Annotated in this window: 25 protein-coding genes and 2 tRNA genes; 11 read left to right on the top strand and 16 right to left on the bottom strand. The window is 63.2% G+C overall.

Features of this window, described 5'->3' with window-relative positions:
* The first annotated feature begins 391 nt into the window (after nt 1–391).
* The 5 genes from ABDW57_RS09760 to ABDW57_RS09740 all read left to right on the top strand — a co-directional run bounded on the left by ABDW57_RS09760 (nt 392) and on the right by ABDW57_RS09740 (nt 4,148).
* A complete protein-coding gene (locus ABDW57_RS09760; protein WP_343730001.1) occupies nt 392–796 on the top strand; it encodes a hypothetical protein in 405 nt (134 codons plus the stop codon).
* Between the two features lie 116 nt (nt 797–912).
* Nucleotides 913–1,407, top strand: a complete 495-nt coding sequence (locus ABDW57_RS09755; RefSeq protein WP_343730000.1) for a GNAT family N-acetyltransferase — start codon at nt 913–915, stop codon at nt 1,405–1,407.
* A 171-nt stretch (nt 1,408–1,578) separates the two neighbouring features.
* Entirely contained in the window at nt 1,579–3,858 is a 2,280-nt protein-coding gene (locus tag ABDW57_RS09750; protein ID WP_343729999.1) for an ATP-binding protein, read from the top strand.
* A gap of 103 nt (nt 3,859–3,961) precedes the next feature.
* Nucleotides 3,962–4,037 (top strand) — tRNA-Glu (locus ABDW57_RS09745).
* 35 nt (nt 4,038–4,072) lie between these two features.
* Nucleotides 4,073–4,148, top strand: a tRNA-Glu gene (locus ABDW57_RS09740).
* A 45-nt stretch (nt 4,149–4,193) separates the two neighbouring features.
* On the opposite strand, the gene ABDW57_RS09735 is transcribed toward ABDW57_RS09740, so the two are convergent.
* The 3 genes from ABDW57_RS09735 to ABDW57_RS09725 all read right to left on the bottom strand — a co-directional run bounded on the left by ABDW57_RS09735 (nt 4,194) and on the right by ABDW57_RS09725 (nt 7,450).
* The gene (locus ABDW57_RS09735) at nt 4,194–6,140 is read right to left on the bottom strand and encodes a S8 family serine peptidase (RefSeq protein WP_343729998.1); all 1,947 of its coding nucleotides are present in this window, start codon (nt 6,138–6,140) and stop codon (nt 4,194–4,196) included.
* Nucleotides 6,141–6,150: 10 nt separating this feature from the next.
* A complete protein-coding gene (locus tag ABDW57_RS09730; RefSeq protein ID WP_343729997.1) occupies nt 6,151–6,435 on the bottom strand; it encodes a hypothetical protein in 285 nt (94 codons plus the stop codon).
* Nucleotides 6,436–6,520: 85 nt separating this feature from the next.
* On the bottom strand, nt 6,521–7,450 hold the full coding sequence (locus tag ABDW57_RS09725; RefSeq protein ID WP_343729996.1) for a hypothetical protein: 930 nt from the start codon (nt 7,448–7,450) through the stop codon (nt 6,521–6,523).
* 146 nt (nt 7,451–7,596) lie between these two features.
* Between ABDW57_RS09725 and earP the strand changes: the two genes are divergently transcribed.
* The 3 genes from earP (at nt 7,597) to ABDW57_RS09710 (ending at nt 10,190) form a co-directional block, all read left to right on the top strand.
* Nucleotides 7,597–8,724 carry an elongation factor P maturation arginine rhamnosyltransferase EarP gene (gene earP, locus ABDW57_RS09720; protein WP_343729995.1) on the top strand — a complete coding sequence of 376 codons (1,128 nt, stop codon included), beginning with the start codon at nt 7,597–7,599 and terminating at the stop codon, nt 8,722–8,724.
* 113 nt (nt 8,725–8,837) lie between these two features.
* The gene (locus ABDW57_RS09715; RefSeq protein WP_176644633.1) at nt 8,838–9,413 is read left to right on the top strand and encodes an elongation factor P; all 576 of its coding nucleotides are present in this window, start codon (nt 8,838–8,840) and stop codon (nt 9,411–9,413) included.
* A 150-nt stretch (nt 9,414–9,563) separates the two neighbouring features.
* Nucleotides 9,564–10,190, top strand: a complete 627-nt coding sequence (locus tag ABDW57_RS09710) for a hypothetical protein (protein ID WP_343729994.1) — start codon at nt 9,564–9,566, stop codon at nt 10,188–10,190.
* Here ABDW57_RS09710 and ABDW57_RS09705 read toward each other — a convergent pair.
* From ABDW57_RS09705 to msrB, 9 genes are read right to left on the bottom strand one after another with little or no spacing between them, the layout of a single operon-like run.
* The gene (locus ABDW57_RS09705) at nt 10,077–10,781 is read right to left on the bottom strand and encodes a hypothetical protein (protein ID WP_343729993.1); all 705 of its coding nucleotides are present in this window, start codon (nt 10,779–10,781) and stop codon (nt 10,077–10,079) included. The two genes, ABDW57_RS09710 and ABDW57_RS09705, sit on opposite strands and share 114 nt — an antisense overlap.
* Before the next feature lie 15 nt (nt 10,782–10,796).
* Nucleotides 10,797–11,531, bottom strand: a complete 735-nt coding sequence (locus ABDW57_RS09700) for an ABC transporter ATP-binding protein (protein WP_343729992.1) — start codon at nt 11,529–11,531, stop codon at nt 10,797–10,799.
* Complete coding sequence (locus ABDW57_RS09695; RefSeq protein WP_343729991.1) at nt 11,521–12,279, bottom strand: ABC transporter permease; 759 nt, start codon at nt 12,277–12,279, stop codon at nt 11,521–11,523. Before ABDW57_RS09695 ends, ABDW57_RS09700 begins: the two co-directional genes overlap by 11 nt.
* Nucleotides 12,280–12,288: 9 nt before the next feature.
* Nucleotides 12,289–12,717 carry a hypothetical protein gene (locus tag ABDW57_RS09690; RefSeq protein WP_343729990.1) on the bottom strand — a complete coding sequence of 143 codons (429 nt, stop codon included), beginning with the start codon at nt 12,715–12,717 and terminating at the stop codon, nt 12,289–12,291.
* Nucleotides 12,714–13,295, bottom strand: coding sequence for an SCO family protein (locus tag ABDW57_RS09685; protein WP_343729989.1), 582 nt, complete (start codon nt 13,293–13,295; stop codon nt 12,714–12,716). The genes ABDW57_RS09690 and ABDW57_RS09685 overlap by 4 nt, the downstream gene beginning before the upstream one ends.
* On the bottom strand, nt 13,292–14,332 hold the full coding sequence (locus ABDW57_RS09680) for an ABC transporter substrate-binding protein (RefSeq protein ID WP_343729988.1): 1,041 nt from the start codon (nt 14,330–14,332) through the stop codon (nt 13,292–13,294). Before ABDW57_RS09680 ends, ABDW57_RS09685 begins: the two co-directional genes overlap by 4 nt.
* Nucleotides 14,333–14,369: 37 nt before the next feature.
* On the bottom strand, nt 14,370–15,056 hold the full coding sequence (gene msrA / locus ABDW57_RS09675) for a peptide-methionine (S)-S-oxide reductase MsrA (RefSeq protein ID WP_343729987.1): 687 nt from the start codon (nt 15,054–15,056) through the stop codon (nt 14,370–14,372).
* 15 nt (nt 15,057–15,071) lie between these two features.
* On the bottom strand, nt 15,072–17,021 hold the full coding sequence (locus ABDW57_RS09670; RefSeq protein WP_343729986.1) for a redoxin family protein: 1,950 nt from the start codon (nt 17,019–17,021) through the stop codon (nt 15,072–15,074).
* A gap of 10 nt (nt 17,022–17,031) precedes the next feature.
* Nucleotides 17,032–17,517, bottom strand: coding sequence for a peptide-methionine (R)-S-oxide reductase MsrB (msrB, locus tag ABDW57_RS09665; protein ID WP_343729985.1), 486 nt, complete (start codon nt 17,515–17,517; stop codon nt 17,032–17,034).
* Nucleotides 17,518–17,640: 123 nt separating this feature from the next.
* Here msrB and ABDW57_RS09660 point away from each other — a divergent pair, with 123 nt between their 5' ends.
* Nucleotides 17,641–18,354 carry a response regulator transcription factor gene (locus ABDW57_RS09660; protein WP_343729984.1) on the top strand — a complete coding sequence of 238 codons (714 nt, stop codon included), beginning with the start codon at nt 17,641–17,643 and terminating at the stop codon, nt 18,352–18,354.
* Complete coding sequence (locus ABDW57_RS09655; protein WP_343729983.1) at nt 18,351–19,829, top strand: HAMP domain-containing sensor histidine kinase; 1,479 nt, start codon at nt 18,351–18,353, stop codon at nt 19,827–19,829. The genes ABDW57_RS09660 and ABDW57_RS09655 overlap by 4 nt, the downstream gene beginning before the upstream one ends.
* Here the strand turns inward: ABDW57_RS09655 and ABDW57_RS09650 are convergent.
* Complete coding sequence (locus ABDW57_RS09650; RefSeq protein WP_343729982.1) at nt 19,810–20,619, bottom strand: helix-turn-helix transcriptional regulator; 810 nt, start codon at nt 20,617–20,619, stop codon at nt 19,810–19,812. The two genes, ABDW57_RS09655 and ABDW57_RS09650, sit on opposite strands and share 20 nt — an antisense overlap.
* 109 nt (nt 20,620–20,728) lie before the next feature.
* Between ABDW57_RS09650 and ABDW57_RS09645 the strand changes: the two genes are divergently transcribed.
* Nucleotides 20,729–21,880 (top strand): MFS transporter, encoded by a 1,152-nt coding sequence (locus ABDW57_RS09645; RefSeq protein WP_343730014.1) that lies wholly within the window; start codon nt 20,729–20,731, stop codon nt 21,878–21,880.
* Here the strand turns inward: ABDW57_RS09645 and ABDW57_RS09640 are convergent, their stop codons facing one another.
* From ABDW57_RS09640 to ABDW57_RS09630, 3 genes are all read right to left on the bottom strand, one after another.
* Nucleotides 21,881–22,942 (bottom strand): aldo/keto reductase, encoded by a 1,062-nt coding sequence (locus tag ABDW57_RS09640; protein ID WP_343729981.1) that lies wholly within the window; start codon nt 22,940–22,942, stop codon nt 21,881–21,883. It abuts the gene before it with no gap.
* Nucleotides 22,943–23,009: 67 nt separating this feature from the next.
* Complete coding sequence (gene dbpA, locus ABDW57_RS09635) at nt 23,010–24,419, bottom strand: ATP-dependent RNA helicase DbpA (RefSeq protein ID WP_343729980.1); 1,410 nt, start codon at nt 24,417–24,419, stop codon at nt 23,010–23,012.
* Nucleotides 24,420–24,519: 100 nt separating this feature from the next.
* Nucleotides 24,520–24,744, bottom strand: a complete 225-nt coding sequence (locus tag ABDW57_RS09630; protein ID WP_343729979.1) for a hypothetical protein — start codon at nt 24,742–24,744, stop codon at nt 24,520–24,522.
* Between the last annotated feature and the right edge of the window lie 68 nt (nt 24,745–24,812).

Genomic DNA, 24,812 nt, shown 5'->3' with positions numbered 1-24,812 from the left:
GACCGCAGAAATTACCCACGGCTGCCTGGATCAACCCGCCGACCATGGAGAAAAAGGCTGCCTGAAAACCGAGATTTAGACACTCACCAATTCAACAAGGTGTTTCAAATTCATTGACACGCTCCGGTCGAGCAATGTATGACTTTGCGGTATCTCTATTGCAGGAGGCAGTGTATGGAAATGGTGGTATGGTCAACGGCAAAGGCGGTATTAAGGAATTCCTTCCATCGAATGATGAACGTGTTGTTGACGGTGTTCGGGTTAAGGCCGACAGCTCTCGTGTCTTTGTCTATTATGATGAAAGATAAGGTCTTCGTAAATAATACGCGGACCAAAATCGGCTGCCAAGAGCTGACAGTTACCTATACGCTAAGTAAGCAATTTGAATACTATGTCCCTTCTCTCTGAATTTTCTCCTTGGATGGCTCTTTCTGATCGGCGTTCGATCCCGCGACCGGGTGTGTATTTGATTGCACCGCTCAATGAGATCGCGCTTGGGCAAACCCCGTCGGAAATTCATGCACTTCTTTATGTCGGCGAAGCGTGCGATCAGACAGTTTCGCAGCGACTGTCACAGTTCTGCCGATCGGCGTTTCGCGGCCTTAGAGCGCACTCCGGAGGCACGCGATTTAATGGCTTCTATCAGAACGCGGACGAAAATAAATACGCGTTTTCCGTTTTGGTTCCTGAGCACCAACAGCCTGCTCTGTCGGCCTATATCCGTTTTGTGGAAAGAGCGATAATTTGGGAATATGTTTTTCAAAACAATCGTTTTCCACCTTGCAATGGAAAGTAAGAGTGGGGCTGTAGAGCTGTTCAGGCGGCATGCGGACACATGCTGCCGCTGGATTTTGATACTGGAGAATGTCATGCAAGGCTTCAATAAGTCCTGTTAATTATTATTTGATTCGCATGCAAATTCGTAAGGCACTTCCTACTGATAATGCCGGGGCTAAAGCCGTGGTGCAAAAATCTTTGGCTTCGTTTGGTTTAATCGCGGACTTTGAAACGCTGGATGCTGCCGTTGGAGCCATCGGCCAGGCTGGCTCGCCCAACGATATTGAGTTGGTGGCGGAGGTGGATGGCAAGCTGGCGGGCTGTCTTGTGATTCAGCGTCGGTCAGAAACATCGGCCAAGTTGTTTGGCTTTCATGTCGATGCAAGCATGCATGGGCTAGGGATCGGGCGGGCTTTGCTTGCCGAGGGGATCGCTGAAGCGGCCCGGCTGCACTTCACTGAGCTGCAACTAGAGACTTGCGGCGATATGGGCGCTGCCATTCACCTCTATGAGTCTTTTGGATGGGTACGTGGCCCGGACCCCTTGCCAGAGTCAGGCGCAGATCGGTTTTATTCGTTGATTCTGGACGGAGAAGCAGGCCTCGCGGTTCCGCAGCCTGCGGCGAAGTGATTAAGTGCAGACTTTGCCGTGACCGGCGCGGCTGCCTTTGGCGGCGGGGTCCGACTCGCTCATTTGAATTCTGAAACCGGAGAAAGATCTCTGCACCACCCGCGCACCGGAGCCACACCAAGGCGTGGTGTGGAGCAACTGTCCTGTATCATCGCTTCAAAGGGAGTGGACATGTTTGCAAATATCGAGGATGTGGCGTTGCGCCGGCAGCTGTTGATCGCCCTGGCCCTGGTCGGCGCGACGACTGGTTTGCAATTGTTGCTCAGCTTGTTCATCGGCGCGCGGACGCCGTTCATGTTTTTTATTCCCACGGTCGCGCTGGCCGCGGCCTTGCTGGGCCGGTTGGCCGCTGCCGTGGTGCTGTTTGCCGGCGTGGTGTACGGCGTCTATATCCTCGGTCCCACCTATGAGTTTTGGGTGGATGAGCCCGCCGATCGGGGCGCGCTGCTGGCGTTCGTGGTGGTGGGCACGCTGTTCGGCTATCTGGGCGATCGGGTGCGGCTTATTTCCCGCCGGGCCAGATCGGCCGAGGCGGCATTGTCCACCGAGCGGGTGAACAGTGAGCGCGACACGCTGGCGACTTTTCAGGAGATGTTCGACCAGGCGCCCGGCTTCATGACCATGCTGCGCGGCCCCGATCATGTGTACGTGCTGGAGAATGAATCCCACCGTAACTTTCATGGCCATCGGAATGTGATCGGCATTCCCATCCGGCAGGCATTTCCCGAACTGGCCGGGCAAGGCATCATTGAAATACTTGATGACGTTTACCGCAGCGGCGTGCCCCGCACGGCCTACGGCGTGCCGGTGCAGTTGCGCCGCCAGCCGCAGGCCGAGCCTGAGCAACTGTACATGGACTTTGTCTGCCAGCCCTTGCGCGGCAAGGCAGGACAGGTGATGGGCATTTTCGTCGAAGGCTTCGACGTCACGGAGCAGAAGGTGATGCGCGACGCCCTGCGTGTGGCGGACGCGAAGGCGACGGAAGCCGATCAGCGGCTGCAGCTTGCCGTTGATGCGGCTGGACTCGGCGTGTTCTACTGTCCGCTGCCGCTGAATCACATCTACTGGAACGACACCTGCAAAGCCCAGTTCTTCCTGCCGCCGGAAGCCGAGGTGGATGCGGAGCTGTTCTACAGTCTGATCGCAGCGGATGATCGTGACAACGTGAAGGAAGCCATCCGCCGCGCGGTCGAGGAGGGCGCGGATTACGATGTCGAGTACCGCACGGTGGCGCCGGACGGCCGCTCCCGCTGGATACGCGCCAAAGGCCGGGTTTACCGCGGCGGCGATGGCACGCCGGCCCGCTTCGACGGCATCACGATCGACATCCAGCAGCAGAAGGAGGCGGAAGCCGCGCTGCAGACGGCCAACCGGCAGAAGGATGATTTCCTGGCCATGCTGGCGCACGAACTGCGCAATCCGCTGGCGCCGATCAGTTCGGCTGCAACGGTGCTGATGCGCAGCAATCATGGCGATGAGCAGGTGCTGCGCATGAGCCAGATGATCGATCGCCAGGTCAAGCATATGGCCGGCCTGCTGGATGATCTGCTGGATGTCTCGCGGGTGACGCGCGGCAAAATCGTGCTGGATCGGGCGCCGGTGGATTTGAAAACCGCAGTGGCGGACGCGGCCGAACAAGTGCTGCCCCTGATCAAGAAGCGCAGTCACCAGTTGACCATGCATCTGGCGCCGGAGCGCACGGTGGTGTCCGGCGACGCCAAGCGGCTGGTGCAGGTGTTCGTGAATCTGCTGATGAACGCAGCGCGCTACACGCCCGAGGGCGGGGTGATCGATCTGCTGTTGTCGGTGGACGATGGGCAGGCAGAAGTGCAGGTGCGCGACAACGGCATCGGCCTGAAGGCGGAATTGATCCCGCAGCTGTTCGACTTGTTCGTGCAAGGCGAGCGGGCGGTGGACCGTCAGCAGGGCGGGCTGGGCATCGGCCTGTCGCTGGTGAAGCGGCTGACCGAGCTGCATGGCGGCACGGTGGCGGTGCACAGTCCCGGTCCTGGTCAGGGCAGCCGCTTCATCGTCAGGCTGCCGCTGGCGGAGCCGGCCTTGGTGGCGGATGCGGCCGCCCAGGCGGACGCCAGCGCCCCTGCCAAGCGCATCACTATCGTGGACGACAACGAAGACGCGGCCCAGGCACTGGCCGCGCTGTTGCGCGCATCAGGGCACAAGGTCACCGTGGAACACGATCCGCTGGTGGCGTTGAACAATGCGGCGGTCACGCCGGCCGAAGCCTTCCTGCTCGATATCGGCATGCCGGTGATGGATGGCTACACGCTGGCGCGCCGCCTGCGCGAGCTGCCAGCCACCCGGGATGCGCGCATCATCGCGGTCAGCGGCTACGGCCAGGAGCAGGACCGGCAGCAGGCGTTGTCGGCCGGGTTCGACGCGCTGGTAGTCAAGCCGGCCGACCTGGAACGCTTGTCGGCGCTGCTGGACTGAGATCCGTTGTAGAGCTGCCAATCTTGCTGTGATTTTTCAGCAAAAACAAGGGTTTGCTATTGCGTTCGCGGAACGGCGCTGCCATAATACGCGCCTTGGAAATGTCCCCATCGTCTAGAGGCCTAGGACATCACCCTTTCACGGTGAGTACCGGGGTTCGAATCCCCGTGGGGACGCCAAAAGACATTTCCAAAGGCCAGTACGGACAGTTTTTGTCCCCATCGTCTAGAGGCCTAGGACATCACCCTTTCACGGTGAGTACCGGGGTTCGAATCCCCGTGGGGACGCCAGATCATGCAAAAAGCCGCCTTGTGCGGCTTTTTGCATTTCCGGCCCTACCACGCCAGCGGCGCGTATTGCAGTGGCGGCCGGTAGTACGGCATCACCCCCAGCGCGAACGGATCGTAGGCCGGCGCCGCCATCATGTGCATCATCATCTGCTGCGGCTGGGGGGCGGTCGTGTTCAGGCCCACCGCCAGCAGCACGTCCGGCAGGCCGAAGCCGGTGTGGCTCTGGTCGCCCAGGCTGACGCGGCGCGCGCTGGCGCGGATGATCTGGAACAGCCGCTCGACCCGCTCCGGCCCGCGCGTCTTGTATTGCGGCGTCTGGAAATCCGGATGATGCGCCAGGCACAGCGCGGCCAGCCCGGTCACGTGCGGCGCCGCCATGGAGGTGCCATCCCACGCGGCGAAGTTATTCGGCGGCACGCAGGAGGTGATGGCCACGCCCGGCGCGCACACGCCCACTTGCGGCCCGAAGCAGCTGAACTTGGCGGTGAAGTAGCCATAGGCGTCGACGTTGTTGTCCAGCGTTTGCGCGTGGTAGCTATCGGTCGGGAATTCATCGAGTTTGCCGATCGCCGCCACCGCCAGTACATTGGGCGAGGAGGCCGGATACTGTACGGGTCCGCCCGAATTGCCGGCCGCCACAATGCAGGCGATGCCGGCCCGCCTGGCGCGGATGATTTGCTGCTCCAGCGCTTCCGACACTTCGGCGCCGCCCAGGCTCAGGTTGACCACGTCGATCTGCTTGTCGATGCAGTACTCCAGCGCGTCGATCAGCTGGCTCACCTGGCCGCCGGGGAACAGCTTGCAGGCGTGGACTTCCGCTTCAGGCGCGAAGCCGCGAATGCCGGAGGCGATATCGGCGGCCGCAATCACGCCGGCGCAATGGGTGCCGTGGCCCAGCATGTCCTGGTCCCAGCCGTTGGGATTGGTCTGCTTGTTGATGACGTCAAAGCCGGCGCGGATGTTGTGCAGGTTGTCATGGGTGGTGGCGGCGCCGGAATCGATGATGGCGAGCTTCACGCCCTGGCCGCGGTAGGAGCCGGGCAGCTGGTCTAGCCGCATGGCTTTCTGGCCCCATCCCAGGCAGCGCTGGCGCGGAAAGCCGTTCAGCGCCGGCCACTCGGACAGCGCGCGCAGCGCCACCACATTGGCTTCGTCGCTGCTGATGTCGGGATCGCGCTGGTAAAAGCTCCAGTAATCCGATTTGGGTTTGACGTACAGGCCGCGGATGGTGTCGCGCGTTTCGCCAAACAGCGAGAGCGTGACCTGACCGCTGGCATCGGTCACGCCGCTGGCCGGCAGCATGCTGCCAAACAGCGAGACTTCGGCGTTGGCCTGCGGCGCGCCATCCTTGCCGACCACGCTGATGACCGCATTGAACACCGGCCCGCCCGCGTCGGTGGGGGTGACGCCGGTGACCATGGCCGGCTGGCGCAGCGACACATCCAGCAGGTTGAGCGGGTGATCGCGCTCCACCAGCAGGCGGCCCTGGCCTTGCTGATGCAGGGTGGCGGCTTTTTGTTCGGTCATGCGGGCCACCAGCACGCCCTGGCCGCCGCCCATGCCGTCGGCCAAGGCGCCCAGGACCGACTTGGGGCCGACCTTGTCGACCACTTCAATGTCGCTGCTGCTGCGCAGCGCCTGCTCCAGCGCGCTGAATTGCAGGGGCTGGAAGCCCAGTGCCTGCAGGCCTTCCGGCGCCGCGCGCGGGGCAATGACGAATTGTTTTTTGCGCGCGCCCACATTGCGGCCGGTGCTGTCGGCGCGGCCGTTGGTCTGCGGCGCGCCGTCACCGCTGGCGGCCGCGTCGGCGGCGCGCGTGTCGCTGCTGCTGGCGCTTGGGGTGCTGCCGGCACTGCTGCCGGCGCTGGCGCCCCCGGCGCGGCGGCCGCCGCCGGGATTGCTGCTTTCCATCGGCGCCGCAGCGTCGGCATCGGTGCTGGCGGGGCTGAGGTCTGGCGGCGTAGCGCCGCCGCCATTGGGATTTTTAGGCATGATCTTCCTTTCAAAAGGGATCGAACGCGCCGCTGTCGAACATCGACAGCGGGCGGTCCGGCTCTATCGTCAATTGGTGCGCGGGCGTGCCGGTCTGGCGGAAGTGCTGTTCCAGCAGGCGCGCTTTTTCCGGCGTGATTTGCACCACCGCCGTGTGCGGGCGGTCGCGCGGGCCGATGATGTCAATCACGGCGATGTCGGCGTCGGTGGCGGCCACCGTCAGAAAGTCATTGAGCGGCGCGCCGCGCGCGGCATGGACCAGGTAGCGGTTGGTGGTGCTGGCGGGATCTGGCATGGCAATGTTCCTCATAGAGAGCAGCGCCCTCCGGCGGCAACCGCCGCAGGAGGGCAAAAGGGCTGGCGCTCACGGCGCCGCCGCGTCAATGCAGGGTTTGCTGGCCGCCGTACAGCGCGGTGTTGCCTTGTTGCGCGGCCAGTTGCGCCAGTTGGGCTTGCTGTTGCGCGTAAGCGGCGCTGACGGGGTCCATGCCGAACGGCAGCATGCCGCCGAGCTGGCCGGCCAGGCCGCCGATGGTGCTGCCGAGGCCGGAGTTACCGAAGGCGCCGCCGATCATGCCGCCCAGCGGCGCGCCAACGTTCTTGATGATGTTGCCGAACCATCCTTGCGGCGCCAGGCCTTGCTGCTGCATCTGCTGTGCCAGCGCTTCCTGTTGCGCTTGCTGCGCATAGGCGGCCGACACCGGATCGGCGCCAAACGGCAGCAGGTTGGGCGGCTGCGGGAAGAAGGGGCTGATGATGCCGGTGTAAGGATGGTTCTTGCGCAGCAGGTCGCCAAAGATGCCCTGCGGCGCCAGCCCTTGCTGCGCATAGGCTGCCGTCAGCGGATCGGCGCCAAATGGCAGCATGCCGCCCAGCTGGCCGGCGATGCCGCCGATGGTGCCGCCCAGGCCGGCGTTGCCGAAGGCGCCGCCGATCATGCCGCCCAGCGGACGGCCCACGCTCTTGATGATGTTGCCGAACCAGCCTTGCGGCGCCAGCTGGCCCAGTTGCGCCTGTTGCAGCATCTGTTGTTGCAGCTGCTGCAGCTGCTGCTGCTGCTGCTGCTGCTGTTGCTGTTGCTGCGCGTAGGCGGCGCTGACCGGGTCAACGCCAAACGGCAGCAGGCTGCCGCCGATACCGCCGGCGGCCTGGCCGATCTGGCGGCCCAGGTTGGCGTTACCGAGCAGGCCGCCGATGCCGCGTCCGATCAGGCCGCCCAGCGGCGCACCCAGCAGGCCGCCAAAGAAGCCCTGGGGGGCCAGCTCGCCGTATTGTTGGGGGATTAGTTGTTGTCCATAGAATTCATTCATGACATCTCCTTGTTGTCGGTGACAGCGGGCCGGTGGGCCGCGCTGGTAGGATTGGACTGACAGACGCCCGCGAAGTTTTGGTATTCTTGGTTGCCGCCGCGCGTTAATCAGGTATCATCCAGCCTCGATTTTTCTGCTTGCTTGCCATGACCCCTTTCCGCCGCCTTGACCTGTTCTGCCGCGTCGTCGACAACTACGGCGATATCGGTATTTGCTGGCGCCTCGCCAGGCAGCTGGTGCGCGAGCACGGGCTGACGGTGAGCTTGTTTGTCGATGATCTGGCCAGCTTCCGGCGCATCTGCCCCGCGGTGGACGTGGCCGCCGACCGCCAGCAGGTGGACGGCGTGACCGTGCAGCACTGGCGCGATCAGGACGGCGTCTACACCCCGGCCGATGTGGCCGACATCGTGGTCGAATTCTTTGCGGTCGATATCCCGCCCGGCTACATCAACGCCATGGCGCAGTGCCAGCCGCGCCCGGTGTGGCTCAACCTGGAAGGCCTGACGGCGGAAGAATGGGTGGAAGGCTGCCACCGCCTGCCGTCGCCGCAGGCGCAGTCGCTGATGAAGCATTTCTTCTTCCCTGGCTTTACCGACAAGACCGGCGGCCTGCTGCGCGAGGCGGAGCTGGAACAGCTGCGCCTGCAGTTTGAACCGGCGGCTTTCCTGTCGCAGCTTGGGTTGACGGCGGCCGAGCAGGCGGCCACCAAAATATCGCTGTTCTGCTATCCGCACGCGCCGGTGTCGGCCTTGTTCGAGGTCTGGCAGAACGGCAAACAGCCGATGACCTGCCTGGTGCCGGATGGCGTGGCGGCCGACGCCGTGCGCGCGTTCATTGGCGGCGAAGGCCGCGTGGCTACCCATGGCGCCTTGACGGTGCGGGTGCTGCCCTTCGTGCCGCAGCCCGATTACGACAAGCTGCTGTGGGCCTGCGACCTGAACTTCGTGCGTGGCGAAGATTCCTTCGTGCGCGCGCAGTGGGCCGGCAAGCCCTTCATCTGGCACATTTACCCGCAGGACGAGAACCTGCACCACAAAAAGCTGCGCGCCTTCCTGCAGCGCTATGCCGCCAGCCTGCCGGGGCTGGCTGATTTTTCACTGCGCTGGAACGGTGCCCCGGTGCAGGGCGACGCCGATAGCTGGGCGGCCTGCTGGGCCGCGCTGGCGGCCGAAACCGGCGCCGCCAGCGCCCGCGCCGCCGAGTGGCAGCGGCAGATGCTGGCGCACGGCGATCTGGCCAGCAACATGCTGTCGTTTGCGGCCAGCCTGAGATAGGCGCTTAGCCAAAAAACAGGTACAATGCTGGGTTTAGCTCTGTACCGCTTTTTTTCGATCAAACGTCAGGCGACGATGATCTTTACGCAACCACCTTATTAAGTAGAATCGCTATGAAACCAGCAAAAGAAATTCGTGTCGGCAACATTATCATGGTTGACGCTAAGCCATTCATCGTACTGCGCTCCGACGTCAACGGTTCGAGCCGCACGGGCTTCACCTACAAATGGAAAATGAAGAACCTGCTGACCAACGCACCGTTCGAAAGCGTGTTCCGCGGCGACGACAAATTCGACGTCGTGGTTCTGGACAAGAAGCCAGTGACCTACTCGTACTTCGCAGACCCGCTGTACGTGTTCATGGACGCTGACTACGAACAGTACGAAATCGAAGAAGAAAACCTGGGCGACGCCCTGAACTACCTGAAAGACGGCATGGAATGCGAAGCCGTGTTCTACGACGGCAAGGCCATCTCGGTTGAACTGCCAACCACCATCCAGCGTCAGGTGGTGTACTCGGAGCCAGCGGTTAAAGGCAACACCTCGGGCAACGTAACCAAGGAAGCCAAGATCGAAAACGCCATCGAATCGAAGCAGTTCTCGATCCAGGTGCCGCTGTTCGTGTCGCAAGACGACATCGTCGAGATCGACACCCGCACCAACGAATTCAAGAAAGTGGTTCGCGGCTAAGCGAATTTCTTTGTTGTCAAAAAAGCATGCCTGCGGGCGTGCTTTTTTTTTATTCATTTTTGTGGTGCAACTTGCAAGCTGCTGATATATTAATGCAACGCAACAAATGCGGCGCATTGGTGAAACAGTGAAATTGACCACGAGGATGGCATGAATCGCAGGGATTTCGTAAAACTCGGCAATCCGCCGGGTAGGCAGCTGGGCACGGCCGGTATCCTCGACGCCGGTGTCCGCGAGCAGCAGCGGCTGATGGCGGTCGGTAAGCTGACGTCGCATTGGCTGACGTCGCAGTATCTGGCGCGCATCCGGATCGCCGGCAAGACGGTCGAGATTCATCCGCATGCGCTGAAGTGCGCGCTGGATATGGATCGCGAGCGCCACCTGAAACGGGTGCGCGGGCCGCTGCACGGCATTCCAGTGCTGGTCAGGGATGATGCGGAGCTGGCGGCGCTGCAGTTGCGCGCGGCGGGGGCGGTGGTTATCGGCAAGCTCCGGCAGAATGAGTTGGCGGCCTTGACGCTGTCCTCGATCCTGGGCGTTGATCCCATCATGCAGCAGCATGATGCGGAAATCCAGCGGGCGCTGGTGGAGCTGAAATCGCAGGGCGCACTGCTGGTGGATACCTCGACGCCGTTCACCGGCGCAGACAAAGCGATCAGCGTGCTAGTGTTTCAGCACGTGGCGGAAAGTCGGCTCGATGCCCATCGCGTGCAGGTGGCGGACGATGTCTTCCAGCGTAGCGTCCCGCAGCAGCAGGCCTTGCCGCTCGGCGCCTGACGGCGCGGGTGAGGTTGCCTGCGTTGGCGCCGGCGCGGCATCATGCTTGCCCCGCAGCTTGGCCAGCGCCTGGGCGTAGTCTTCTTCGCTGATGCTGTGCAGGTGTTCCAGGAAGGCCGCTTGTGCGGCTTCCGGCGGCGCCATTTCCAGCCCCAGATCCTCGGCCAGCGCGCCGCCCATGCTTGGGTTGACGAAGGCGGCCCACAAACCGGTGGCGCGATTCTGCGCCGGCGGCAAATCAATCCGGCTGCGGCCGAAATCAATCGGCTCATCTTCAAAGTAAGCCTTGTGCAGCAAGGCCAGGAACTGCTTCGCCTGCGCTTGCGTGATCGGCTGCGCCAGCGACAGCCAAAGGCGATAGCAGTCGCCGCCCGACACGCTGACCGCCGGCGCCGGCAGGCCCAATTCCGTTTGCAGCGCATTGGCCACATCGCACAGGCGTGCCCAATGCTGCTCTTCGGCCGCCTTGTGGAAGTCGATCACCAGCGTGCGCGTCAGGCCATTGGCGGTGACGAGTTCGATCGCCTGCCCGTCGGCTTCCTGGCCTGGGAGCAGGTAAAGTCTTTGTAGTTCGGAAGTCAGTTTTTGCATGCGTCCATTTTACTATCAGACGGTAACCCCGAGTTCCTGCAGGATCTGCTCCTTCATCTGCTGCAGCTCGGGATTGGAGAGCTTGCGCGGGTGCGGGTGCGGCACTTCGAATACGGCCTGGATGCGGGTAGGGCGCGGCGACAGCACCAGCACGCGGTCCGCCATGAACAGCGCTTCCTCCACATCGTGCGTGATCAGCAGCACGGTGTGGCGCTCTTCCGCCAGGATGCGCAGCAGTTCGTTGCGCATCTTGAGGTTCATCAGCGCGTCCAGCGCGGAGAAGGGCTCGTCCATGTACAGGATCTCGGGCTTGACCACCAGGGCCCGCGCGATCTCGACCCGTTTCAGCATGCCGCCCGACAGTTCGTGCGGATAGCTTTTCTCAAAGCCTTTGAGGCCCACCATTTCGGCGTAATGATCGGCCAGCGCGGCCTTGTCGCCATGGCCGTCGCCGGTCAGGCCGAACATCAGGTTTTGCTGCACCGTCAGCCAGGGGAACACAGAGCCGTGCTGGGAGATGGAGATGCCTTTCGGGCTGGGACCATGGCGCACCGCGCCGTCGATGCGGACGTCGCCTTCGCTCGCCGGCTCGAAGCCGGCGATGATCTTCATCAGCGTCGACTTGCCGCAGCCGGACGGGCCGACGATGGCGACGAATTCGCCATCCTTCACCTCCAGGCTGACCCCACCCACCACCGGCAGGTCCTTGAATTGCTTCTTGATGTTGTTGACGACGATCTTAGCGTCCATAGCGCCACCTTACCGATTTGAGTCCTTCGAGCTTGCGCATCACCACGTCGAGTATCAGACCGATGACGCCGATGATGATCATGCCGGCCACCACCAGGTCATAGCGGTTGCCGGCGTTGCGCGAATCCATGATGAGATAACCGAGGCCGGAGCGCAGCGCGATCATCTCGGCCGCCACCACCACCAGCCAGGCCACGCCCAGCGCAATGCGCATGCCGACGATAATCTCCGGCAGCACGGCCGGAATGATGACCTGCTTGAACAGCACCAGGCGCGACACGCCGAAGTTCTCGGCCGCGCGCAGGTAGCGCCGTTCGATGGTGTGCACGCCGGCGGCGGTCTGCACGATCATCGGGAACACGGAAGCGATGAAGATCAGGAACACCGGCGACAGGTTGCCGACGCCAAACCACAGAATCGCGATCGGAATCCAGGCGATTGGCGAAATCGGACGCAGGATCTGGAAGATGGGATTGAGCGTGATGTAGGCGCCATCCACGCGGCCCATCCACAGGCCAAGCGGAATCGCCACCAGCGCCGCCAGGCCGAAGCCGCAGGCAACGCGGAACAGCGACGCGCCGATGTGCTCCCACAGCGTGCCGTCCTCCACCAGCTCCATGGTGCCGGTGACGACCTGGCCCGGCGTCGGGAAGATCACGCTTTCGGTCTGCACCACGATCACCCACCACAGGGCAATCAGTGCGATCAGCACCGCCAGCGGCGGCAGGATGGTTTTGAGTTTTTCCATAGTGCTCCTTTAACTGTGCATCTTCTTCCACACGCGGGCGGCGCGCCATTGCAGGCGCGGCCAGCCTGCCGCCGGCATGTCGTCCACAATCACGCGCATTTGCCCGCTGGCGTGCGCGGTGCAGGCGAAGTCGTTGACGGACACGGTTTCAAACGGCAGCCGGAAACTCTGGCCCGGCATGATGAGCACGGGGCCGAAGATTTGCGGCACGTTGTCCAGGTTGCGCAGCAGGAGCACATCGTTGGCGCCGTGCGTGAGATGGATTTCGGCGGGCAGGATCTCGACCTTGTCGCCGGCCATGCGGCGCGCGTAGGTGCCGGCCGGGATCTCGAACAGCTCGTCGCGCGAGGCCAGTTTGATCGGCGCCAGCGCGCCCCACGCGGCCGCGGCGCACACGGCGCCCGCGATGATCAGCAGGAGGGCGCGCAGGGTTTTCAATTCTTCAGCAGCAGTTTGACGTCATGTACCACGTCGTCGGCGGTGCGGCCGTAAGGCAGCAGCGCGCGCAGCTTGCCGGCGCTGTCGACAAAGTACAGATAGGAGGAGTGCCCGACGATGTAGTCCTTGCTGCCTTCGATCGGCTTTTTGGTGGCGGTGATGCCATAGTCCTGGCGCACCTTGGCCATCTGCTGCGGCGTGCCGGTGGCGCCGATGAAGGTCGGGTCGAAGGCGCGCAGGTAGTTGCGCATGCGCTCTTCGGTATCGCGCTCGGGATCGACGGTGACGTAGATGACTTGCAGCTGGTCCGCCTGGGCGCCCAGCTGCTTGCGCGCCTGTGCCAGCATCGCCAGCGACACCGGACACACGTCCACGCAGGAGGTGTAGCCGAATTCCAGCAGCACCAGCTTGCCGCGGTATTGGCTGAGCGTCAGCGGCTTGCCGTTGGAACCCTTGACGGTGAAGTCAGGCGCCATGCGCGGCGGGTCGAAGGTGCCGGCCTTGAGGCCGAGCGGCCCGGCGGCATACGTGGTGGCGGCTGCTGCGGCAAGCAGCAGCGTGGCGAGGATCTTTTTCACAGGCTGATCGTCACAGGTTTGATGGCTTTGACGAAGCTCTCGTCGACATAGTTTTCGTAGGCGATGGGGCGCTTGATGGTGCCGGCTTCGATTGACAGCTGCATCAATTCATCGAACTCCGCGCGGATCATGCGCAGGTCGCCGTAGGTGACGCGGTCGGCCGGGTTCTGCATCACGAAGCGCAGCACGTTCGGGTCCTGATTGAAGTATTTGCGGCCGGCGGCGATGGTCACGGCTTTCTCGCGGCTGACCGGCGTGGAGTCCAGCCAGTTGCCGGCGGCCTGCACGTAGTTGACCAGTTCCTGCACCAGCGGGCGGTTTTCCTTGATCAGTTCTTCGCGCACGGTCAGCACGCAGCAGATGTAGTTGCGCCATTCGTCGCGCGTCATCGCCAGCGGGCGGGCGTAACCGGCGCGCTGCGCGGCGGCGCCGAACGGTTCACCGGTGCAGTAGCCATCGACCGCCTTGGCGTACAGCGCTGCCGGCATGTCCGGCGGGGCCATCTCGACGATCTCGATATCCTTGGGCGACATTTTTTCGCGCGCCAGCATTTTGCGCAGGAACAGGAAGTCGACCGCAAAGCGGCTCGGGATGGCGATGCGCTTGCCTTTGAGGTCAGCGAATTTCTTGTAGGTGGAATCCGTGCGCACCATGATGACGGCGCCGGAACGGTGGCCCAGCGAGACGATTTTCACCGGAATGCGTTTATCGGCCAGGTCCATCACCAGTGGCGCCAGCATGTAGGCGGCCTGGATACGGCCGGTCATCAGGGATTCCTTGACCTCGGGCCAGCCGTTGTATTTGCTGTATTCGAAACCACGCGGCAGGGAGCCCGGCTTGCCGGTGGCGGCGGCTTTGGCCACACAGGCAATCGGCAGGGTGAGGTTGCAGGTGACGGGCAAGCCGCCTACCTGTATCGGGGATTCGGCGGCGCTGGCGCTGGCGGAGGTCAGCAGCGGCAGCGCCGGTACGGCGGCGGACAGCATCCCGCCAAGCAGTTGGCGGCGCAAGGGCGAATCAACTTCGGAATTGTGCATGGTGTGTCTCTTCCACCGTATTGTTACTGTAATTGTACTACATGATATTACGTAACAGTACAGCGTCTGCTCTGTACAGGTCCGGAGCGATGCGTTTCAGATTGGCGACCTTGGGCAGATCGTTGTAGACGATATACGGATCGTTCGGATGCAGCGTCAGGTAGTTCTGGTGGTAGGACTCTGCGGCATAGAACTTCTTGTCCGTCTCAATCCTGGTCACCAGCGGCTTGTTGAAGGCGCGCGAGGCGGCCAGCTGGGCGATGTATTTTTCCGCCACGGCGCGCTGGCTCGCGGTCTGCGGGAAGATGGCGGAGCGGTATTGTGTGCCCCGGTCCGGACCCTGGCGGTTCAGTTGCGTCGGGTCGTGCGCCACGGAGAAGAACACTTGCAGCAGTTTGCCGTAGCTGACTTGCGTTGGGTCGTAAGTGATCTTCACCGATTCGGCGTGGCCGGTGTCGCCGGTTTCGACCGATTCGTAATTGGCGGTGCGGGCGTCGCCGCCGGTGTAGCCGGAGACGGCGCTGGTTACGCCTTTCACGTGCTGGAATACGCCTTGCACGCCCCAGAAGCAGCCGCCGGCAAAGATGGCGGTGGCAGTGTGAGTGGTGCCGGCCGGTTCGTCGATGGCTGGCGGGGCGATGACGACGGCTTGCTCCGCCGCGCAGGCGGTGAGAGCGCTCAGCAGGACCAGCGGTGCGCCAACTTTAAGTGCGATGCTTTTCATGTTCGTTCTCCTGAATTAACCAAAGGTGAAGGCGTAGGCTTGTACGCCGGGATCGAGAAACTCAATGCTGAAGGTGCGGTCTCCTACGGTGCCGGACTGTCGTACCAGCTGGTACAGGCGCTGGCTGTCGATGGTGCCGGTGCCGTCAGCGGCGGTGTCTGCACCGTGATTCTTGCCTGGTGCTGCGCCGTCGATGGTCACGCGGAAGCGCACTGGTTTGCCATCCTTGGTCGGGCCGAGCACCAGGTGCAGATCACGTGCGTGGAAACGGTAGACGATGCTGCCGGCGCCCTTGTTCAGCGTGACTTGCTCCGCTTGCGATAGCCAGTTGCCGGACAGGCCCCATTGGTTCAGTGCCGGCCTGGCAGGGGCGGTGTACTGGCGGGCAGCGTTGGCGGCCTGCTTTTCCGGCGAGGCGAAGTTTTCCGCGCGCTCGTAGCCCAGATAGGTTTCCGCCGAGCCGACCTGGCCCATGTCGGACTGCTGCTGGATGCCTTGCACGTCTTCGGTGCTGACCACCGAGTTGCTGACGTTCTTGCGGCCAGCTTCTTCCAGTAGTTGCTGGATTACCTGTTCGGAGCGGGCGTATTCGCCTTCGCCAAAGTGGTGGTGACGGATCTGGCCTTTGGCGTCAATGAAATAGTGCGCTGGCCAGTACTGGTTGTTGAAAGCACGCCAGATGGCGTAGTTGTTGTCGATTGCCACCGGGAAGGTGATGCCTTGGTCCTTCACGGCCTTGCGGACATTGTTCACATTGCGCTCGAAGGCAAATTCCGGGGCGTGCACGCCGATCACCACCAGGCCCTGGTCGCGGTACTTCTCGGCCCAGGCTTTGGTGTAGGGCAGGCTGCGCAGGCAGTTGATGCACGAGTAGGTCCAGAAGTCGATCAGTACGACCTTGCCTTTCAACTGCTCGGCAGTGAGCGGAGCGGAGTTCAGCCACTCGACCGCGCCGTTCAGCGACGGCAACTGGCCTTCGACCGGCAGCGCATCCGCCGCCGGTGCGACAGCGCGCCGCGCCATCATAGCGGGACCGCCCGCCGCAGCAGCGCTGCGCATCATCGCTCCGCCAGCGGCTGCATCTCCGGCGGCCGCCGCCGCACTGCGCATCATCGCGCCACCGCCCGCGGCATCGTCGGCAACCGCTACTGCACCGCGCATCATGGCGCCGCCTGCAGCTGCCTGGTCCGCCGCCACCGCAGCGCTGCGCATCATCGCACCACCGGCCGGGGCTGGATTGCCGCGCGGGGCCAGCGTGTCGATCAGCTTTTGCTCCACCCCTGCAGTGGCAACGCTCGACACCTGCGTCAGCAAGCCGGTATCCAGACCAGTCGCAATCGCACCAACACCCGCCAGCATGGACACGCCCAAACCACGACGAATCCATTCGCCAGCACCCAACGACCGCTTCATCGCGCTGAAGACCTTGCCACCCACCAGCAGCGCCAACGCCAGCGACGTCGCCGCACCAGCCGCATAGGCCAGCAACAGCAAGGTCGTGCCTACACTTGCGCCATTCAGCGCCGCCCCCGTCAGCACCAGACCAAGCACCGGCCCAGCGCAAGGTGCCCACAGAAGACCCGTCGCCACGCCAAGCAGGAACGACGAACCGATAGCCGAGCCTTGGCCATCAGCAGCCTTGCTGGACAAGCTGTCGCCCAGCGCCACCAGCGGCTTGGTCAGGCGATCAGCCAGATGCGGCAGCATCAAGGTCAAACCAAAAAACGCCATCAGCACCAGCGCAATCCAGCGGCCATACTGGTTGGCCTGCACCACCCAACCACCGCCGACAGCGGCCAGTGTCGCCACTAACGCAAAGGTCAAGGCCATGCCGGCCAACAGCGGCAAACCGCTACGCACAAACGGCTGACCGGTGCGCGCAAACACGAACGGCAGCACCGGCAAAATGCAGGGGCTCAGTATCGTCAATGCCCCGCCAAGATAAGCAAGCAGTATCAATAACATGGTGTTCTCCTCAAGCTTCGCCAGGAACAAAGTTCAGCGCCACACCGTCGATGCAGTAGCGCAGGCCGGTCGGTTCCGGGCCATCGTCAAACACGTCGCCCAGATGGCTGCCGCAGCGACGGCACACCACCTCCACGCCGTACATCCCGAGCGATGTCGTGCGGCTGGTGTAGACACCACGCTCCAGCGGCTTCCAGAAACTCGGCCAGCCAGTACCGCTATCAAACTTGTTCTTCGACGAGAACAGCGGATTCTCGCAAGCGGCGCAGGCAAACTTGCCGGCGCGGTGCTCCTTGTACAGCGGACTGCTGAACGGCCGCTCGGTGCCGCGCTTGCGCAACACCTCGTACTGCGCTGCCGTCAGCCTTGCGCGCCATTCGGCGTCAGTACGGGTGACTTCCCACGCGGCCGCGGGAGCAGCCATCGTGGCGCGATAGGTAAGACCAGCCAGCAAAGCTGCGCCGCTGGTCAGCATGAAAGAACGTCGGGTAGTCATGTTGTGCTCCATATGTGGAATAACGATGGAGCCATTCTGCGCCGGCAGTGCTGACAAAATCCTCACGTAAACTTAAACGATTTGTGATACTTTTCAGCCCAGGAATCCTGCACAATAACGGTCATGGAACCAGCTAAACGCGTACTCATCGTCGAAGACGACATACATATCGCAGACCTCCTGCGCATCCACCTCCAGGACGAGGGATATCAGGTCACCCATTGTGCAGATGGCAGCCAGGGCCTGGCGCAAGTGCGCACCGGCGGCTGGGATGCGCTCATCCTCGACATCATGCTGCCCGGCGTGGACGGGTTGGAAATCTGCCGCCAGGCGCGCGCTATGACCACCTACACGCCCATCATCATCACCAGCGCACGCTCCAGCGAAGTGCACCGCATCCTTGGCCTGGAACTGGGCGCCGACGACTACCTGCCCAAACCATTCTCGGTACTGGAACTGGTGGCCCGGGTGAAAGCGCTGCTGCGCCGCGCCGCCGCCATGTCGCGCAGCCAGTCCGCGGCAGCCGGCATGCTGGAGCTGAACGGCGTGCGTGTTGATCCGATCACCCGCCAGGCCCACCTGAACGGCGGAGCGCTCGACCTGACGCCGCGCGAATTCGACCTGCTGTACCACTTCATCAAGAACCCGGAAAAAGTCTTCTCACGCCTCGACCTGCTGAACCAGGTGTGGGGCTACCAGCACGACGGCTACGAACACACCGTCAACACCCATATCAACCGCCTGCGCGCCAAGATCGAAGCCGATCCGGCCGACCCGACGCGCATCCTCACCGTGTGGGGCAAAGGCTACCGCTACGCCGGCGGCGCCGCATCATGAACCTGACGCTGTCTCAGCGCCTGTCGCTGGTGTTCTGCTTCCTGCTGCTGGTGTGCTGCGGCGCTTCGGCGTGGCTGCAGATTCGCGCCAACATCATGCACGAGAAAGAAGTGGTGCAAGGCCTGTCGCGTGGACTGGCGCGCAGCATCGCGCTGGATGCGCAACTAATGCAGGCCGATGATGACTCCACGGCACCCGGCGATGGCCTCGGCCCCGCAGCCGTGCGCCGCCTGTTCAACAAGCTGATGTCGGTGAATCCCAGCGTGGAAGTCTACCTGCTGGACAACGACGGCCGCATCGTCGGCCATGCCGCGCCTGCCGGCCACTTGAAGCGCGACCATGTCGATCTGGCGCCGATCCGCCGCCTGCTGAACAACGAACCGCTGCCGATTCAGGGTGACGACCCGCGCAGCGACCGTGGGCGCAAAGTCTTCAGCGCCGCCGTTCTGCGCTCCGGCGAACAAAAAATCGGCTACATCTACGTCATCCTGCAAAGCGAAGAGCACGACCGGCTGGCCGCGCGCGCCACAGCCAGCTCGGTGCTGCGCACAACGTTGTGGTCAATGGCCGTGGTGGCCGCGCTGGTGCTGGTGGCCGGCCTGATCGCCTTCCGCCTGATCACGCGCCCGCTGCATCGCCTGACCACTACCATGCAGCAGCTGGACACCAAAGCGGACCAACTGGTGCTGCCCGCGCCGCAGCGCGGCGGCCCGCGCGACGAAATCGCCATACTTGAGCAATCCTTCTCCGACATGGGCGCGCGCATCAACGAGCAGTGGAAGACCATGCGCCAGCTGGACCACGACCGCCGCGAGGTGGTGGCCAACATCTCGCACGACCTGCGCACGCCGTTGGGCTCCATCCACGGCTACCTGGAAACGCTGTCGCTGAAAGATGAAACCTTGAGTGCCGAAGAGCGTCAGCGCTACCTCGGCATCGCGCTGGCGCAGAGCCAGAAAGTAGGGCGCCTGGCGCAGGCCCTGTTTGAACTGGCCCGCCTCGAACATGGCTCGGTGCAGCCGGAGCTGGAGCCGTTCTCGCTGTCCGACCTGATACAGGACGTGTTCCAGAAGTTCGAGCTGCAAGCGCAGGAGCGCGGCATCCGCCTGATGGCAACGCTACCTCATCCGGCGCCGATGGTGCGCGCGGATCTCGGCATGATAGAACGCGTGCTGACCAACCTGTTCGACAACGCCGTCCGTCACACGCCATACGGCGGCGAAGTGGAGATCACGGTGCAGCCTGCGCTTGCAGGCAAAGTGGCGGTCACGGTGGCAGACACCGGCCCTGGCGTGCCAGCTTCCATGCGCGACAGCCTGTTTCGCCGCCCGATCGCGCTGCAGGGCGAATACCGCGTCGGCGGCCTTGGCCTGTTGACCGTCAACCGCATCCTGCAACTGCACCGCAGCAAAATAGCACTGGTCAGCGAGCCAGAAGCCGGCGCGGTGTTCCGCTTTACGCTGGACGCTGCGTAAGCGGTGTACGCCACTCGGTGAGATAGTGCTGCGGCGTTTTGCCGAGAATCCGGCGGAACATGGCGCTGAACGCGCTCGGACTGGCATAGCCCAGCGCCGCCGCCATCTCGCCCACACTCTGTCCGTGCGCCAGCCGGCTGAACGCCTCGGCCAGGTGTACCTGTTGTACCCACTGCCGATAATGCAGGCCGGTCTCCTTCGGGAACAGGCGGATCAGCGTGCGCGCGCTGGCGCCCACCTCATCCGCCCACTGTTCGATATTCCGGCTGCTGCCCGGATCGGCCATGATGGCTGAACACACCGACACCAGCCTTCGGTCGCGCGGCCACGGAATCGCAATCGGCACGGTCTCCGCCGCCGCCAGTTCGGACAGGATCAGCATCGCCACATGCTCACCACGGCCCGGTATCGGATATTCGATCGGTTCATCCAGCAGCGCCAGTATCAGCTCGCGCAGCAGAGGACTGACTTCGATCACGCGGCAGCCATCGCCAAACGCCCTGGCGGCATTGGCCTCCACGTAAATGGTGCGCATGGTGACCTTGCTGAGCGAATGCCAGTGATGCACCACACCGGGCGGTATCCACAGCGCGCGGCGCGGCGGCAGTATCCACACGCCGGAATCGGTCTGCACCCGCATCAGGCCTTCCGTCGCATACAGCAGCTGCGCGCGTTCATGGCTGTGCGGCGCCACCGACACGCCATGCACCTCGTCGCGCGCCATGGCGGTAACGACGCGCGGCACGCGCTGGTAATCACGGTGATCGCTGCTGCGGAGGGGAGGGGCCATTTGTCACTTATTCGACGAAAGTTGGAATATCAAGCTTTACTGGCTATATTACACTGGCCGCATGAATACTACCGCCACCACCATCAGCCGTCCTCACGGCGAAACCGTCATGCAGATCCTGGGCGCTGTCGCGCTGGTCCACCTGCTGAACGATCTGACGCAGGCCATGCTGCCGTCGATCTACCCCATGCTCAAGGCGGAATTTGGCCTGAGCTTCACCCAGGTCGGGCTGATTACGCTGACCTTCCAGTGCACAGCGTCGCTGCTGCAACCGTGGATCGGCCTTTATACCGATCGCCGCCCCATGCCTTTCCTGCTGCCGATGGGGATGGTGGCCACGCTGATTGGCGTGCTGATGATGTCCTTTGCCTCGTCCTTCCACGCGCTGCTGCTGTCGTCGGCGTTGATCGGCGTGGGTTCCTCGACCTTCCATCCGGAGGCGTCGCGCGTGGCGCGCGCGGCATCGGGTGGGCGTTTTGGCTTTGCGCAGTCGTTGTTCCAGGTGGGCGGCAATGCCGGCTCCGCGCTTGGGCCGGTGCTGGCGGCCGCCGTCATCATCGGTCGTGGCCAAGCCAACATCGCCTGGTTTGCGCTGCTGGTGGCTGCGGCCATCGCGGTGCTGGTGTATGTGAGCCGTTGGCACAGCCATCACCTGGCGCAGCCGCGCAAGGCCGCTGCTGCCGTGGCTTCGCCTCTGCCTAAAGCGCAGGTGTATGGCGCGCTCACCGTGCTGGCGCTGCTGGTCTTCTCCAAGTACATCTACATGTCCAGTCTGACCAGCTACTACACCTTTTACCTGATCGATAAATTCGGCGTGTCGGTATCGTCGGCGCAGATGTATCTGTTCCTGTTCCTCGCGGCGGTGGCGGCCGGCACCTTCATGGGCGGCCCGATCGGCGACCGCATTGGCCGCAAGCGCGTGATCTGGATTTCCATCCTCGGCGCAGCGCCGTTCACGCTGGCGCTGCCGTATGTGAATCTGTTCTGGACGGCGACGCTGACTGTGATTATCGGCTTCGTGATTTCGTCCGCGTTCTCCGCCATCGTGGTGTTTGCGCAGGAGCTCATGCCGGGCAAGGTCGGCATGGTTGCCGGAATCTTCTTTGGCCTGATGTTCGGCGTGAGCGGCATCGGCGCGGCAGCCATGGGCCATATCGCGGATGTCAACGGCATCGCTTATGTCTACAAGCTATGTTCCTACCTGCCGTTGCTGGGTATCCTGACCGTGCTGCTGCCGCACATGGAGCAGCCGAAGCGCTGATTAGCGCGGCGGTATAAGCTGCTTACGCAGCAGCTCCGCATTGCCGCCGGCGATACTGCCGGCGCTTTGCGCCAGGATGTCGTACGGATTGCCCATGACGATGGCGCTGGCCTGATTCAGCCGCTGCACCTGCCCGGCGCTGAGCTGCAGATCGATCGCGCCCAGCGTGCCTTCCAGCTGCGCGCGCGTGCGCGAGCCAAGGATCGGCACCAGCCCGGTGCTGGATTTGCGGGCCTTGTCCAGCAGCCAGGCGATGGCGATGTGGCTCGGCGTGGCGTCCAGCTCCTGCGCGATGGCCAGCACCGCATCCAGTATGGCGGTTTCGCGGTCGCCTTTCTCGGTGCGCACCAGGGCGCCGCCCAAGCCGGTCAGGCGGCCCTCCTTGCTGCCATCACGGTACTTGCCGGTCAGGAGGCCGCCGCCCAGCGGCGACCACAGGGCCGCGCCCAGCCCCAATGCTTCCGCCATCGGCAGGAACTCGCGGTCCGCGCCGCGTTCGGCCAGACTGTACTCGACCTGAAGCCCCGCCACCGGCGACCAGCCGCGCAATTCCGCCAGCAGGTCGGCGCGCGACACCATCCAGGCGGGGAAGTTGGACAGGCCGGCGTAGTGGATCTTCCCGGCGCGGACCAGATCATCAAAGCCGCGCAGGATTTCGTCGAGCGGCGTGGCGCCATCGGCCATGTGCGCCCATAGCAGGTCGATACGGTCGGTCTTCAGGCGTTTAAGGCTGGCCTCCACCGAGTGCACCAGATTCCTGCGGCTGTTGCCGGTGCGGGAGAGGCCATCGGTGGGCGAGACGCCGAGCGTGTATTTGGTGGCGAGGACAAAATAATCGCGGTCAGCGGCGATAAAGTCGCCAACCAGTTCTTCCGCCTGGCCGACCTGATAAACATTGGCGGTGTCGATGAAGTTACCGCCCGCGGCCACGTAGCCGTCGAAGACCTCTTTTGCTTCGCCGCGTTCGGAGCCGTAGCCCCAGCCGGTGCCGAAGTTACCGGTGCCCAGCGCCAGTTCCGAAACGCGCAAGCCGGTGCGCCGGCCGAAATGCAGGTATTTCATGGCTTCCTCCTATGTTTTTTACATCATAGGAGGAGGGCGCGCGGCACGCCCTCCACGAAAGGGGTATTTACGCTTCGATAAAGCGCATCTTGAAGTTGCGGCCCTTGAAGGCGCCGAAATCGCCGCCCAGCGGGTTGCCTTTGTTAAGGCGCGCGAAAGCGTCGTAGGCCACGCGGCGGTCGATGGCCACGTAGGTCTGGAACTCGGTCACGTTGATCTTGCCGACTTGCTCCTTGCTCAGGCCCGCGTCGCCGGTCAGTGCGCCCAGCACGTCGCCGGGACGCAGCTTGTCTTTTTTGCCGCCGGAGATCACCAGCGTCATCATCGGCGCCGGATCAACGCCGTAGTCGTTTTCGTCCAGGCTGTCCAGGTCGAACCACTCGACCGGCTGGCCCTGATATTCCTCGATCAGCTTGACCCACTTCTTCTCGTTTGGCGCGCACAGCGACAGCGCCAGGCCTTGTTCGCCGCCACGGCCGGTTCGGCCGACGCGGTGAATGTGCACTTCGGTGTCTTTCGAGACGTCGACGTTGATGACTGCCTCCAGATTCGGGATGTCCAGGCCGCGCGCCGCCACGTCGGTGGCCACCAGTACAGAGCAGCTACGGTTGGCAAACAGGATCAGGATCTCGTCGCGCTCACGCTGTTCCAGTTCCCCATACAGTGCCAGCGCGGAGAAGCCTTTCTCCTGCAGCGATTCCACCAGTTCGCGGCACTGTACCTTGGTGTTGCAGAAAGCGATCGCCGATACCGGCTTGTAGTGGCCCAGCAGGCGCGCGACCGCGTCGTTGCGCTGGTCAAAGCCGATTTCAAAGAACAGCTGTTCGATCTGGCTATTGTCGTGCTGCGCTTCCACCGTGATTTCGACCGGGTCAACCAGGAAATCGTCGGTGGCGCGGCGGATATCGTCCGGGTAGGTGGCCGAGAACAGCAGGGTTTGACGGCGTTTCGGGCAGGCGCTGACAATGCCGGCGATTTCGTCGTAAAAGCCCATGTCGGTCATGCGGTCGGCTTCGTCCAGCACCAGCGTGCTGACTTTCGACAGGTCCAGCGTCTCGCGGCTCAGGTGGTCGCGCACGCGCCCGGGCGTGCCGACGATGATGTGGGCGCCATGTTCCAGCGAGGCGATCTGCGGACGCATTGGCGAACCGCCGGTCAGCACCAGCACCTTGACGTTGCCGGTGGAGCGCGCCAGACGGCGCAGCTCACCGGCCACCTGGTCGGCCAGTTCGCGGGTCGGGCACAGCACCAGCGCCTGTACCGCAAACCAGGCCGGATTCAGCTTGTGCAGGATGCCGATGCCGAAGGCGGCGGTCTTGCCGCTGCCGGTCTTGGCCTGGGCGATCAGGTCGCGGCCTTCCAGCACCGACGGCAGGCTCTGGGCCTGGATATCCGTCATTTCCTTGTAGCCGAGCGAGTCGAGGTTGTCGAGGAAGGCGGGGCTCAGCGGCAGGCTGGCAAAGGAAGTGGAAGTCATGGTGGCGGACCCTGTTCAAGAAGGATGTGGCACACAGTCTAACAGGCGGCGCGCGGACTGTGCGGGAGGTGTTTGTGAAGCGTACTGCGGCTGTGCCGTATCAGTCACGCTTCCATACCGGTAAGCCGGTCAGGTCGAGATTGTCGTCGCGCACCCAGAGCGGCAGGCCGGTGGTGTCGGTCGGCTCCAGCAGCTCAAGCTGTTCCTGCTTGAGCGCGGGACGCCGCACGCGCGGCGGCGGCGGACGCTTTGCTTCCGGTTCGAGCGGCGCGGCAGGGGCAAAGCCCGGCAGGTCGAACGTAGCGTTATCTTTTTTATCTCTCATCGGGGAAAAAACAAAAGCCCGGCTGATTTAGTCGGGCTTCGTGAGCTTACAGAATTGCGCGCAGTTTA

The sequence above is a fragment of the Duganella sp. genome, from assembly GCF_039595735.1.
Classification (GTDB): domain Bacteria; phylum Pseudomonadota; class Gammaproteobacteria; order Burkholderiales; family Burkholderiaceae_D; genus Rugamonas.
This window is presented reverse-complemented; position numbering and strand designations above follow the sequence as displayed.